At 37.8% G+C, this 14,265-nt stretch carries 11 protein-coding genes and 2 tRNA genes; 1 reads left to right on the top strand and 12 read right to left on the bottom strand.

The window, feature by feature from the left end:
• Positions 1-12: 12 nt before the first annotated feature.
• The 6 genes from pgmB to K5Q14_RS04395 form a co-directional block, all read right to left on the bottom strand.
• A complete protein-coding gene (gene pgmB / locus K5Q14_RS04420; protein ID WP_220734614.1) occupies positions 13-693 on the bottom strand; it encodes a beta-phosphoglucomutase in 681 nt (226 codons plus the stop codon).
• On the bottom strand, positions 686-3,058 hold the full coding sequence (locus tag K5Q14_RS04415; protein ID WP_220734613.1) for a glycosyl hydrolase family 65 domain-containing protein: 2,373 nt from the start codon (positions 3,056-3,058) through the stop codon (positions 686-688). Before K5Q14_RS04415 ends, pgmB begins: the two co-directional genes overlap by 8 nt.
• A gap of 24 nt (positions 3,059-3,082) precedes the next feature.
• Positions 3,083-5,131, bottom strand: a complete 2,049-nt coding sequence (locus K5Q14_RS04410) for a PTS sugar transporter subunit IIABC (RefSeq protein ID WP_220734612.1) — start codon at positions 5,129-5,131, stop codon at positions 3,083-3,085.
• 38 nt (positions 5,132-5,169) lie between these two features.
• Positions 5,170-5,871 carry a trehalose operon repressor gene (gene treR / locus K5Q14_RS04405; protein WP_220734611.1) on the bottom strand — a complete coding sequence of 234 codons (702 nt, stop codon included), beginning with the start codon at positions 5,869-5,871 and terminating at the stop codon, positions 5,170-5,172.
• A 249-nt stretch (positions 5,872-6,120) separates the two neighbouring features.
• Positions 6,121-8,244, bottom strand: coding sequence for an AAA family ATPase (locus K5Q14_RS04400; protein ID WP_220734610.1), 2,124 nt, complete (start codon positions 8,242-8,244; stop codon positions 6,121-6,123).
• Positions 8,245-8,315: 71 nt separating this feature from the next.
• On the bottom strand, positions 8,316-8,549 hold the full coding sequence (locus K5Q14_RS04395; protein WP_220734609.1) for a transcriptional regulator: 234 nt from the start codon (positions 8,547-8,549) through the stop codon (positions 8,316-8,318).
• Between the two features lie 294 nt (positions 8,550-8,843).
• Between K5Q14_RS04395 and rlmD the strand changes: the two genes are divergently transcribed.
• The gene (rlmD, locus tag K5Q14_RS04390) at positions 8,844-10,340 is read left to right on the top strand and encodes a 23S rRNA (uracil(1939)-C(5))-methyltransferase RlmD (RefSeq protein ID WP_220734608.1); all 1,497 of its coding nucleotides are present in this window, start codon (positions 8,844-8,846) and stop codon (positions 10,338-10,340) included.
• 43 nt (positions 10,341-10,383) lie between these two features.
• Here the strand turns inward: rlmD and K5Q14_RS04385 are convergent, their stop codons facing one another.
• The 6 genes from K5Q14_RS04385 to mutY all read right to left on the bottom strand — a co-directional run bounded on the left by K5Q14_RS04385 (position 10,384) and on the right by mutY (position 14,260).
• Positions 10,384-11,217, bottom strand: coding sequence for a DUF1129 domain-containing protein (locus K5Q14_RS04385; protein WP_220734607.1), 834 nt, complete (start codon positions 11,215-11,217; stop codon positions 10,384-10,386).
• Positions 11,195-11,551 carry a PadR family transcriptional regulator gene (locus tag K5Q14_RS04380; protein WP_220734606.1) on the bottom strand — a complete coding sequence of 119 codons (357 nt, stop codon included), beginning with the start codon at positions 11,549-11,551 and terminating at the stop codon, positions 11,195-11,197. The genes K5Q14_RS04385 and K5Q14_RS04380 overlap by 23 nt, the downstream gene beginning before the upstream one ends.
• 123 nt (positions 11,552-11,674) lie before the next feature.
• Positions 11,675-11,747, bottom strand: a tRNA-Thr gene (locus K5Q14_RS04375).
• A gap of 63 nt (positions 11,748-11,810) precedes the next feature.
• Positions 11,811-11,892: transfer RNA gene (locus tag K5Q14_RS04370), tRNA-Leu, on the bottom strand.
• Positions 11,893-12,116: 224 nt separating this feature from the next.
• Positions 12,117-13,238: an AI-2E family transporter gene (locus tag K5Q14_RS04365; RefSeq protein WP_220734605.1), complete on the bottom strand. Its 1,122-nt coding sequence runs from the start codon at positions 13,236-13,238 to the stop codon at positions 12,117-12,119.
• Positions 13,238-14,260, bottom strand: a complete 1,023-nt coding sequence (gene mutY, locus K5Q14_RS04360) for an A/G-specific adenine glycosylase (RefSeq protein WP_220734604.1) — start codon at positions 14,258-14,260, stop codon at positions 13,238-13,240. The genes K5Q14_RS04365 and mutY overlap by 1 nt, the downstream gene beginning before the upstream one ends.
• Positions 14,261-14,265: the final 5 nt, after the last annotated feature.

Here is a 14,265-nt window from a genome sequence, read left to right as displayed (position 1 = left end):
ATTACATTGCATTTATAGATTATTTCGCATACCAGCAGCAATATTTGCCAACGAAATTTCTGCTGTACTTGCTACCCATAACTGCGGAGATGCAGATTTAGCAGCTAAGCCAATTCCTAAAGCTGTCTGCCCTGAGGCTTTAATGGCTTCTACTCCTGCACTAGCGTCCTCCAACCCTATAATTTGGTTTGGATCTAGCTTTAAAATATCGCCAGCTTTAGTAAATATTTCTGGATCAGGCTTACCATGTGATAAGGTTGCTGGATCAACAATTCCGACAAAGTTATCGGTAATGCCTAACTTTTCAAGGATTTTCGGTGCGTTTTTAGAAGCACTTGCAATACTTGCAATATAGCCACCAGACTTAAGTTCTGACAAAAACGCGGTTACTCCTGGTAAAATGTCTGCTGGTGTAATGCCTTGAATGAGTTCAACATAATGGGTATTCTTTTGTGCAGTGAACGTTAATTTTTCATCATCACTATACTTGTTTTGCTGTCCCCCAGCTGACAAAATCATATTTAAAGAATCCATACGGCTAATGCCCTTCAATTGGCTACCCAGATCATCAGACCAAGTAACACCTATTTGCGTTGCTAAATCATGCCATGCTTGCTCATGAAACTTAGCCGTATCAGTAATGACACCATCTAAATCAAACGTAAAGCCTTTAATGTCTGAAAATTCAACCATTGTAAACTACCTTTCTCTCTTGTTGGCCGATAAGTTCAACTGTTTGTCCAGCAACCACAATGTTAATATCACGATCACTAACAATTGTCACTTCTTTAGCTGTCATTTCAATGGTTAACTTTGTCCCTTGATATTGCTGTGTGAAACTTAGTTTTGACCATTGTTTAGGCAGCCGTGGATTTAATGTAAATGTACCATGTAGCATATCCACACCAGCATAGTCGTTTTGAATGACTGCTAGTGTCTCACCCATCACGCCCATATGAACACCTTCAGCTGTTGTACCGCCTTGTATATCATAATAATCTGAACCAATTGCATCAGTTAAAAAGTCATAAGCTTGTGTTTCAAATATTGTATTCCCCTGCCGTGCAAGTTCAACATAAATACCTGCAAATACTGGTCGCGATGTTGTTGAACCATGTGTTGTCCGTGCTAAATAATAGGCCGTATTTTTAGCTAACCAATCAGCTGGTAATTGATATCCCAATTGCATAATCAACTCACGAGTATGCGTAGCACCTAAATTATAAATTAACATCAAGAAATCAGCTTGTTTAATGACTTGATAATCATCTGGTGATTTTCCCTCTGCTTTTAAAAGTCGATCAATACGATGAATGTCGCCATATTTAGTTTTATAAGCAGCAAAATCTAACTGTTTCAATTGAAAGAAACCTTCATATTGTTCAACAATACCATCACTGTTAATTGACAATTTCAAGAGATGACGCATCATCTCTGCCTTTTTTTGTTCTTCTTCAGTATACCCAACTTGCTTAGCGACCTGACTAAAATTGCTAGCTAGATTTTGTGATAAGTCATGCAAATAATTCAATAACCACACTAACATAATATTTGTATAGGCATTGTTAAGTAAACCACCCTTATGCGCACCAGGAATTTCTTCGTGAAACTCATTTGGCCCCATCACACCAGCAATAATAAATCGATCGCCTGCTAATTGCGCCTTGTTAATCCAAAATCTAGCGATTTGTATGAGCATTTCTAACCCATTATTATCCAGATGATCTAGCTTACCTGTCATTTTCTGGTATGCCCACATGTTATAGGCTATTGCCAAAGACACGTGACGTTGCAGGCGAGAATTATCAGCAATCCAAGTATTATCAACTGTATTTAAATGAATTAACTGGCTTTGTTCATCCCCATACATCCCAGATTGCCAAGGATACATTGCACCAATCTCATTTTCAGACAAAGCATTTTTTTCAGCTACTGCCAAGCGATTGGTGCGATATTTCAAAATTGATCGTGCCACAATTGGTTCGTTTGCTGAATAATAGGGTAACGCAAACAGTTCATCCCAGAAAATATGGCCACGATAACCTTCCCCAGTTAATCCTCGAGAACCAACAGACACATCTAACTCTGGATTAGCGTGTCTATTCCCCATTTGATTCAAATGAAAAATACCCATTCTAACTAATTTTTGCATCGCATCATCGCCAGTAATTTGAATATCTTTTGTCTGCCATACTTCATGCCAATAGTCATGACTATTTTGTTCAATTTTTGAAAATGTTGTCTGATTAATGGCATTCTGAACGAATAATGTGGCATCTGTTTTTGTTTCCAAATCAGTTGCTAGTGCCATCACACGTGTGATGGTTACTGCTTTTCCCGCTTGGCCCTGAGTGACATAATGATCAATAATACTGTCATCTGTTATCTGAGTTGTTTTTGATTGCACATTTTCGCCATTTGATCGCGATGCCACAGCTACTGTTACGTCAGTTGTCCGTGTACGTGTTGTTAAAGTTGTGTTAGTTATTGATTGAATCATAAATTCTTTCGAATCAAAATCTCGATAACGCGCAACGTTTTTATTTTCAATACTACCATCAATTTTGGCATCAATTGTCAAATCAACATCATAACTAGGTGTCACTTTAAATTTCAAAGCCAAACAATGCCAATTTATCGGGTCAACAATTTTGGTAGTTTCAATATCAACAAAATGCGCTGGGTTATCATCTGCCAAAATACAGTATTGATCAACTAATGTGCCGGTTTTAAAATCAAGTCGTCGTGCCAAAGTCGTCATCGTTTCATTGTTAATCACTAAAGATTTACCAGCAACTGATACAGTCATCAATTGCACGTTTGGTAAGTTAACTAAATCTTCATTAATAACAGCGCGTCCAGCAACTGGTGTTGACGTTTGATTAAAGACACCAGCTGCATATAACCCAGGATAAAAATCGTCATCATAAGTGTTTGTAACAAGTGAGCCACGCCAACCAAGAAAACCATTTCCTAAACTAAGTAAACTTTCACGACCATAGTTTTTTACGCCAGTAACGACATCATCATAAGTTAACGACCAAGTATTTTCTGTCATGTTTCCTCCTTAAATGTTAACAGCTTATTTACCAACAGCATCTTTAAAGGCATTTTTCTTCTCAACGGTTTTTATTGCATTCACATCTGAATCTTTAAATCCGAAGAAGTAAACCATTGCAAACGACACGATAATTGTTGCGGCCGACGCAATCCAGAAGATCAACATATTATTGCCAGCGCCTACCTGTCCTTTTGGTACAGCAAACGATGGGAAACCAATTAATGAACCAGTGAAACCATACATATTCAAGTTAAACAGTCCTGCAATCAAGCCACCAACAGCACCACCAATATTAGCCATCCAGAACACACGACCATACTTTAAGTTAATACCATACATAGCAGGCTCGGTAATACCAGCCATTGCTGATAAGAAGCCAGCGCCGGCAAGCCCTTTAAGTGAAGGAATTTTTGTTTTTGCCCAGACAGCTAGCGCACCAGCACCTTGCGCAATCATTGTAAAATTAACAATAGCGTTCAACGTTGAATGTCCTGTTTGTGCAATTTCGTTAGCAATCAATGGCACAACCATCCAATGCAAACCAAATATGACAAGTGCTTGGTACAAACCACCAATAATCAAACCAGACAATGGATAATTCAAATGGAGTAACCAGTTAATCACAGTAGAAATACCTTGCGATGCTAACGTGATTGCAGGTCCGACAAAAATCAACACTACAGAAGCCACAATTACTAATGTTAGTAACGGTTGGAAAATTGATCGTAAGACTAAGGGCAACTTCTTTTTAAGCCAATTACCAACTGGGCGTGCTAGCCACGCGGCAAAAATAATTGGAAAAATTGAATAGGCATAACTTGGAATATTAATTGGCAAGCCGAAGAAACTCGAATTCAAACTAACCCCAAATAATGTTCCCATAATTTTACCAGGCTGTGCAAGCTCATTATTGACAACATGAGCATTTGTTAAACTAATAAATTCTGGTTTAACAAGAAATGCACCAATGGCTGCCACAACAAATGGATCACTTTTAAGTTGTTGTGCCGCTGAAAAACCAACTAGAATTGGTAGAAAATAAAACGGTGCCATTGCCATTGATTGCAAAATTGTAAACGTACTTGACGCTGGATCAATAAAATAAATAGCCGGAAATGATGCTTGATTCGATACTAAACTCAAGAAACCATTTAACATACCACCAGCAGCAAGCAAGCCAATTATTGGCATCATTGAACCCGTAATTGTGCCAATAATTGCCTGAAACGCATGTACGATTGGATTTTTAGAAGCATTGTTGCCTGCTGTTTCAGCAACTGCTTGATTTGTTGCTTCATCATCAACAACGCTATCACCTAACTGGGCAACTACCTCATCGTAAACATCAGCCACAGCTGGACCAATAACAACTTGATATTGTCCTAATGAATCAGCATAATTCACACCCGCTATACCATCTAAGCTTTCAATAGCATGATTATCAGCAGCGTTATGATCTTTCAAATAAAAACGCAATCGCGTAATACAGTGAATCACTTTATCTACATTTTGTGCACCACCAACACCAGCAATAATATCAGTAGCAAGTTCCTCATATTGATTATCAGGTCCTTTTTTTGCGCTACTCATTTTAGTTGTTTCGGTTACTTCTTGTTTAATCGTCGCATTAGCAACCATTTCACCAGCTGTTACTGGTTGATAACCGATGACTTCTAACTTTTCTAACCTCTCAGCCGTGTTTGTGACAACCACCATGGTGGTTGTAGATAACTTAGCAGCAGTAATTTGAGTCAAATCAACAGACCCAACTTTATCGCCAGCACGTACATGATCGCCTTTTTTGATTGTCCATGAAAATGGTTTGCCATCAAGGCTGACTGTTTCAAGGCCAATATGTGTCAACACATCTAAGCCATCTGAATTATGCAAACCAAATGCGTGTCCTTGTAGGGCAATAACTTCACCAGTCACTGGGGCAACAATATCATGACCCGTTGGTATGAGCCCAAATCCCTCACCCATCGTCTGCTTGCTAAAAATTGGATCATCAACTTCTATTAGTGGAATAAGTCTGCCGGCAAGCGGCGCCAAAATTTTTGTTTGTGCCATTTCTTTTCTCCTATACATAACCATTTTTAAACGTCATCCTAATGGCGTCTAGAAAATTCAACACTCTTAAATCGATCGCCACGATGACGAGATTCAGTAAATGAGATAATTCTCCCATCATTCAGAAATGTTTCTGAACGAATCACAACAATTGACATTGGTTCTGTCAATGACATTAACTGCCTATCCAATGTATTGGCGGTTTCAATCGTAATTGTCTTTTTTGCATAACTAATCACTAAACCTAACTTTTGCTCAAATAATTCAAATAATGACAATGACGTTGATAAACTTTTAATTTCTGGGACAACATCTTTTAAAACATAGTCCCGGTCAATAATGACGGGCTCGTTATCCAAATAACGAATACGCACAATTTCCGTTGCCGGTAAGGGTAATTGCCCATCATTATCAAAAACCAATGGCACGTCTTTATCTGAAATAGCATCCAGTTGTGTCCGCTCGTTGAGATTTAAGCGTGCTGCTAATTCACGATAACTTTCAACATGCGAAATCGGAAATGAATAACGATTTTGGTTAATAACAAATGTCCCACGACCTTTAATTCGCATGACATATCCTTCATCAACTAACATTGCAACAGCCTTTCGCGACGTCTCACGAGCAACATGATAGCGATTCATTAAGGCAAAATCACTAGGTAATTTTGCATCTTCTGGATATTTCCCATCATTAATCTTTTTTAGCAATTCATCATGGATGATCTGATATTTATTCATCACAAATTCTCCTCTATCGCTGTTTACAAGTTAAATATAACATCATCTGTAAGCGCTTACAACTAATTAAACTGGCATTTTTACCCAAATGTATAGACAAGTAAAGCCCTTGGCAACGCAACATAGGATTGCTAGTCTAGACAAGATTTTTTGAATATCATCGTTATTTGAATTGTTTTTTGAAAATGACAATAATCAGACACTAAAAAACGGCTAGCATGTTACTGCTAACCGTTTTTTGACACAATATTATTTCTGAACAATAGCTGATATCACAACTTGCCCGTCAATTAAGTCTGCAATTAGTTCCTTCGCACCCGGATTATCTAGGTAAAAATCGGTGACTTGATCACGTATTTGTTGCTCAATGACACGACGGAGTGGTCGTGCACCCATTGCTTCATCGTAACCATCTTCAATCAAGTGATTTTTGACGGCGTCTGAAACCTGCAAAGTCAACTCTTTTTTAGCCAAAGTCTCATTCACATCAGCTAACATTAAATCAACAATTTGCTTGAGATCATCTTTGCTCAAAGTTGAGAACTCAATCACGCCATTAAAACGGTTTAAGAACTCTGGACGGAAGTAAGGTGCCAAACGCGCCATGAGTTCTCCATCACTTTTATCGGAAAAACCAGCATTGGAAGTTGCAATAATCACTGTATTTTTGAAGTTAACAACATTGCCCTGTCCATCAGTCAAACGACCATCATCCATCACTTGTAACAACAAGGTCAAAATTTGTGGATTTGCCTTTTCAATTTCATCAAGTAAGACAATTGAGTAAGGATTACGACGTACTTTTTCTGTCAACGTGTTGCTATTATCGTCATATCCAACATAACCAGCAGTCGTACCAATTAGCTTTGATACTGCTGTCAAGTCTGAATATTCTGACATATCTAACCGTACAATATTGTCTTTACTACCAAACATATCTAATGCGAGTTGCTTAGCTAACTCGGTCTTACCCACACCTGTTGGACCAACAAATAAGAAACTACCAATTGGTCGATTGCCCTCATCAAATCCAGCACGATTACGACGAATTGCACGTGCAACCATGTTAACTGCGTCTTCTTGTCCGATAACCTTGCCAGCCAAACGATCACCGATTGTCTTCAAACGCTCAATATCAGAAGCACCCATTTGTGCTACTGGAATACCCGTTAAACGTTCGACAGATTCTGCCACATCATTTGCAGTGGCAACAACTTTTGTCGCTTCATCTGCGCCGTCAATTTTCTGTTCTAATTTAGCAATTGTATTCTTATATTTTAATGCAGCTTCAAAATCTTCTTCTGCAACAGCTTTCTCCTGTTTTTCTTTGGTATCATGTAATTGCTTTTCTAAACTGACTTTATCTGTTACTGGATTTTTAGCACTCAAATGAGCTGCTGTCATATCTAACAAATCAATCGCCTTGTCAGGTAGCGAACGTTGCGGAATGTATTGCACCGCGTAATCAACAGCGGCTTTCAATACATCTTCAGGTAGAGAAACATGATGATGCGTTTCATATAATGTCGCAATGCCTTTTAAAATTAATAATGTATCTTGCGCAGATGGTGCGTTAACTGTGACCTCATTAAATCGACGAGCCAAAGCAGCATTTTTCATAATTGTGTTACGATATTCATCTTGAGTTGTCGCACCAATTAACGAAATTTCACCGCGACTCAAGGCTGGCTTAATAATATCGGCCAAGCCTTTGCCACCATCTTCACCACCAGTAGAACCGGCACCTAAAATTTGATGAATTTCATCAAAGAATAAGATAACATTGCCTGCTGATTTAACCTCCTTCATCAGGTTTTGAATATTTTCTTCAAAGGCACCGCGGAATTGCGTCCCTGCTTCTAAACTTGAAATATCAATCGAGTAAATTTCCTTATCTTTAATTGCAGCAGGTACATCCCCCGTTACAATTGCTTGTGCGAGGCCTTCAACGACAGCCGTTTTACCAACACCAGCGTCACCCACTAATACAGGATTGTTCTTCGTACGACGGCCCAGAATTTCTGCAGTCTCTTGAATTTCCTTATTACGGCCAATTACTGGATCAAGCAAGCCATCACGTGCTTCTTGTGTTAAATTACGGCCTAACTTAGCTAATATGCCTTCCTGCTTAGGTTGTCCCTGCGTTTGGGCTACCTGTCGACCAGCGTTATTCCCATTGATTGACGCTTGCTGACCTTGAGGTAATTGCCCACTTTGACGATATTGTGCAAATTGCTCAGGCGACACTTCTTGTCCATTAATAAGATAACGGCGGTTTTCAGAATTATAACCATTCATATTGCCCATCATATTATTAAAAATATTGTTCATATCTGATCCGAATGGATCATTTAAAAAATTGTCATTAGCCATTTAAAATTCCCCTTTTTCTTCATTTATATCAGATACTTAGTTATCAGCTACGTGAAACATACTGAATTACATCAACCTTCGTCTGAATTAAAATATAATTTTTCAAGGTCTCGTAATACTTCCCACATTGCTTGATGTTGCGCTTTAGCAAGCGCATCAAGATCTCTCATATTCAAACTAGTTGCATCTGATTGCGTTTTGTTAAATGATTTATGAATTGTTGTATAACCATATCCAGAATCTTTCGCTACTCGGTAGATCGTTAGCGAATTGTCATCCAAATACGCCTTAATATCAAATCTCATAATCATCACTCCAATTTAAAGTTTGTCCGCGTACACGATCGTGATTGCGGTTAATAAAGTTGTTGCTTCTTATCATTTTTCCACATCTCCTTTACAACTATAATTATAACACATATGTACTATAATTATAACACATATGTACTATAACACAAATGTAAATCACTCATATATGTAAACTATTTTATATTTTTTGAGCTGTTATACTTAATAAGTAACAACGTCACCATGGCATTGCAATGCAGAAAGGAAACGTCTGAGTACTGGTTCAAATAACACGCTCAGACAATAAACATCATGACAGAAAATTCACCAAAAAAACGTGCCTACGCACAAAAAAACCTCAATTCCAGTGGTAAAAAACCTTTTTACGGCAAGAAATTTGATCCACGTAAATCAGGTCAAAGACAAGATTCTCACTTCGATGGTGTGGATGTCCATGTCGATCAAAATTTCCCACTCACAATCAAACGCTTAGGTATCAATGGCGAAGGTATTGGCTACTTTAAACGTAAAATTGTTTTCGTTCCTGGTGCTTTACCAGACGAGGTGGCTGTTGTTAGAGTTACTGAGGTCGAACCTAAATACATTGCGGCCCGTGTGTTAAAAATCCGTGAAAAATCACCAAATCGGGTTAAACCCATGGATGAATTTGCTGCTGAAGTCGGTGGCTTTGAACTCGAACACATGACTTATCCCGCACAGTTAGCCTTTAAAAAAGATGTCCTTGTACAATCACTAGAAAAATTCCAACCACGCGGTTGGTCTGATTACGATTTGCGTGACACAATTGGTATGGAAAATCCTTACGAATACCGTAACAAAGCACAATTTCCTGTTCGCAAAATTGGTAAAAAACTCAGTGTCGGTATGTACAAACGTAGCAGTCACGATCTTGTCGATCTACCAGTTGTCCATACCCAAGATCCTGTTACAATGAAAGTTATGCGAGCAATTCGCGAATTGCTCGATAAGCTTTCAGTTTCAATTTATAATGAAGATAAAAATCACGGCACTGTTAAAACTGTTGTTGTTCGTGTGTCACATACAACTGGTGAAGTACAACTTACCTTTGTTACCAATACTGATGGTTTCCCTGGCGACACTGCACTGATTACAGCCATCAATCAAGCACTCCCTGAAGTAACCGGTATTTTCCAAAACTTCAACCCTGGTCGTACCAGCCTAGTTTGGGGAGATGAAACAATCAAATTATGGGGTAAAGATTACATCGAAGAAACCGTTATGGGTAAAACATTCCAGTTGTCTCCACGTGCGTTCATGCAACTCAACCATACACAAATGGGAGTAGTCTATCAAGAAGCACTCACTGCGCTTAACTTGACACACGCTGATAAACTAGTCGATGCTTATGCTGGTGTCGGGACTATTGGTTTAAGTTTAGCTGATAAAGTTGGCGAAGTCCGCGGTATGGAAATCATTCCTGAAGCAGTTGATGATGCTAACATTAATGCCAAAATCAACCACATTGATAACGCCCACTATGAAATAGGAACAGCAGAAGACCTGTTTCCAAAATGGCAGTCAGAAGGTTGGTTAGCCGATGCACTGGTTGTTGATCCACCACGTACTGGATTAGATACTGCCTTGCGACGTGAAATTTTGCGTACAAAACCAGAAAAGTTCGTTTACATTTCATGTAACGCATCAACATTGGCCCGTGACTTAGTTGACTTAACAAAGGCCTATAAAGTCGATTATATTCAAAGTATTGATATGTTCCCACAAACAGCACGCTGGGAAGGTGTCGTGAAATTGACACGACGAGATTAATGATTAAAATAAGCAGTAGCTATGTTTTACACATAGCTACTGCTTATTTTTTAATTTTTTTCAGTGCAACAAAATTTAGTAAGTAAAATGTTAATAGTAACACTATTATTACGCCAGCTATTAAATATCGTCCTTTTTCCGTATGGAGCAACATCGCATTTAGTTTAGGCAATCGTGTCACAATGCCCATGACACCTGCACCAACCAAAAAAATAATAAATGGCCAAAGCAGTGTTTTATCCTTTGCACGTATGAAGAAGTATAGCCCGATTGTTAATGCTAACAAAATAATAACCATCCCCAATCCACCATCTAACCTCAAACGTAGTGGCGTTTTCAAAAACATGCTCATTAAGTAAATTGGTGCAATAGCAAGACAGATGACTATCCAAATGACAAAATATTGTAAATATTTATTTTTTAATATCGTATTGACTTGATAAACTGTTCGTCCAAGATATTTAAAACCAATCAAAACCACAATATATAGAAAAGCTCCTGAAATAACTAACATACCAATATCAATAGGCTTCTCTGCAACCATTAAAGATGGTAGAAAACAAACACCAATGTACGTTAATACGACATAAAAACCTACTTTGATAACTTCCAAAATATGACGCGGCATTTCAGACAATATATCATCAGCAATAACTTTAGGTTCTTTACCAAAATAATCTGCTGCTGAAACCCCTTCACCTTGTGCCTCCAAAATATCTTGTAGTATACTTAATAACTGCGTCTCTATTTTGTGTTCGTTACGTGCAAATCCTTCAATTCTGATGTACAATAATAAATTTTCATAAAACGCTTTATTTTCTGTATTCAAATTTTCACGTAACAAATTATTTGCTTCAATTATTTCTTTTGTTATCATTGTTTTCCCCTTCGTCAATCAATTGATTAACTGCTCCCGCCAAAAACTGCCATTCATTAATAAAATCTTTTTTAGCTTGTACACCTGCAACTGTTATGAAATAATATTTACGGTCGGGACCTTCTAGTGATGGTTTCATTTTTCCTTCAACTAAGCCACGCTTTTCCATTGTTGTTAATAAAGGATAGATTGTACCTTTCGGTATATCTGATAAACCATATCGATTAATTTGTTTGCTAATGCCATATCCATAGTCTGATTTTTTTTCTAAAATAATTAACATCACACCTTGTAGAATACCTTTAAGCATTTGACTAGAAATATTTTGTTTCATTTTTATACCTTCTCAGTAATATGTTTAGCATACTAGTATTATAAACCGCCTCTACTAGTTTGTAAAGCCTACTAGATTAATAAATAAAAAGTAGTGATACAATGTATCACTACTTTTATCTGATGCCGACTAGCGGATTCGAACCGTTGACCCCCTCATTACTAGTGAGATGCTCTACCAACTGAGCTAAGTCGGCAACTCCAAGTACTCAAGTATGCCTAAATCATACTAGATACCCCAGAGAATACTAATTCTCTTATACGGGTGACAGGAATCGAACCTGCACGCCTTGCGGCACTGGAACCTAAATCCAGCGCGTCTGCCAGTTCCGCCACACCCGCATTGTTGTTTACGCAACTATATTAGTTTACTTGAAAAATGCTCATACGTCAATACCCAATTGCATATTACCTTTTAATTGACGTACATAAATTAATCAAATCAACATCATATCTTATCACAACAACGCTTGTTACATTTTTTATTGGTAATTTTGCTATAGGAACACATATAAAATAACAATTAACTCTTTTGGCAACAGCTCGTTAAAATAACCAAATAAAAATCATTCTTCCCGTAGTATTTCTTTATTTTTGGTCAATGCAGCTAGTTCAAAAACAAAAGCAATAATTACTCTTAGAACTGCGTATACGGGTACAATAATGATCATTCCAACAATACCCCATAAATTCCCCGCTACCATTAATAGTAGCATGATTGTCAATGGGTGAATCGCTAATGATTTCCCAATAACATTAGGATAAATAAAATTACCATCAAGTTGTTGAACAATCGTCATCACGATCAAAACAAATAATACCTGTTTCCAAGATTGCGTACTGGCAACAATTAAAGATGGTATCACGCCAATCCAAGGACCAATATATGGCACAATATTTGTAATCCCAGCCACGACAGCGAGTAACCAAGCATAGGGCTGTCCAATAAGTAAATACCCAATAGCCATTGTAACGCCAACAAATAACATTTCAATGGCCTGCCCTGAAATATATTTTTCTATCGTGTTATCCATTTTTGTCGTTAGTTCAGATATTTTCTGTGCATGTCGATCTGGAAAAGCTTTTTTGATGGCAGGTACCAAACGATTGCCATCACTTAACATATAAAATAGCACAACTGGAATGGTAACCAAGTTAATCGTAACAGAGGTAACTGTAGACACAACCGTTCCCAAAGTTCCAGCCGTAACAGTTAAAAATGATGCGGCATATTTACCAACAGCGGATCTAATTTGATCGGCATTAACAGATAAATTAAGGTTTTTAAACCATCGACTGTTGATTGTTTCTGTTGTAAAGCTTTGCATATCTTTTGCAAAGCTTGGCATAACCGTAATCAAATTTGATATTTCACGAATCAAAGTTGGCACAAGAACAATTAACGCTATAGCAATAACAGACAAAAATAAGGCAAAAGTGATAATAACAGCAAATTGATGCGGTATTGGTTTACCAAAAAGTTTTATTTTTTTTACTAATGTTAAAATCGGTTTTAAGACATAATAAAGAAAACCAGCTACAAGTAATGGCACAAATACTGTTGAAATAAAAACTGTAATGGGTCGCATCAAAAAATCAAACCCAGAAACAATGAAAATTAATACAGCCACTGCCAATAACTCAAGTGTCCAAAAAAACAACTTTTTTAATTTCATATTAGGAAACATTATTTTAAATCCTCCAGCGCTTTAAGTAGTTTATGTTGTAACGTAGGTAAAGATAATGTTTGCCAGTCATTTGGTGATAGATATTTTTGGTTTGGCAGGCGTTCAACCGCTCGTTTCACCAACCATATTTCCCAACGCCGATGCGTGAACACATGAATAATTGGCTTAATATTGAGTTGTTGCCCTTCAATATCATCAATACTAGTAATCGGGATTAATGGAAACGTCCAAAAACCAGCTAATAAACCAGTATCTGGCCTTTGTTCAAATAATAATTGGCCATCTTTTTCGGAAATAATTGCCACATATTGTCGTTTGACTGGTTTTTGTTTTTTAGTTTTAACTGGGTAATTAGTTTCCACATCATCACGAAAGGCCCCATTAAAGGCCCGAACTGGTGAGTTTTGGCTGTCAGGATTTTTAGCAGTCATATAACTTGATCCAAGATCCATAATCGCTTGATTAAAATCTCCAGGACGTAACGGATCCACAATTGGTAAAATGGCATCGTAAAAAATATGACGTGCCTTTGTATTAGCAATATCAGCATCAATTTTAAGTAATCGACTAAATACGCGGTAAGCATTGCCATCAACAGCCGGTACAGCCTCACCAAAACTAATAGATGCAATAGCCGCTGACGTATAAGGCCCCACACCGGGTAACGCCTGCAAATCATCTGAACTTTCCGGCCAATGGCCATGTAACTCTGCCACAATAAACTTAGCTGCTTTTTGTAAATTACGCGCGCGCGAATAATAGCCAAGTCCCTCCCAGAGTTTCAATACTTGTGCTTCTGGTGCGTCTGCTAAATCCTCAACAGTTGGCAAATCCGACATAAATCGCTCATAGTATGGTAAAACCGTATCTACTTGTGTTTGTTGCAGCATAATTTCAGAAACAAGCACGCGATAAGGTTCATGATTCACACGCCAAGGTAAATTCGAACGTCCCTCTTTATCATACCAATCAAGTAACGTACGACGAAAATCTTTAATTGTTTGTTCAGACCATATTTCCATATATC

The sequence above is a fragment of the Leuconostoc inhae genome (assembly GCF_019656015.1).
GTDB classification, from domain to species: Bacteria; Bacillota; Bacilli; order Lactobacillales; family Lactobacillaceae; genus Leuconostoc; species Leuconostoc inhae_A.
Note: the sequence above shows the minus strand (reverse complement) of the source record. Positions and strands in the feature narration are given on the sequence as shown.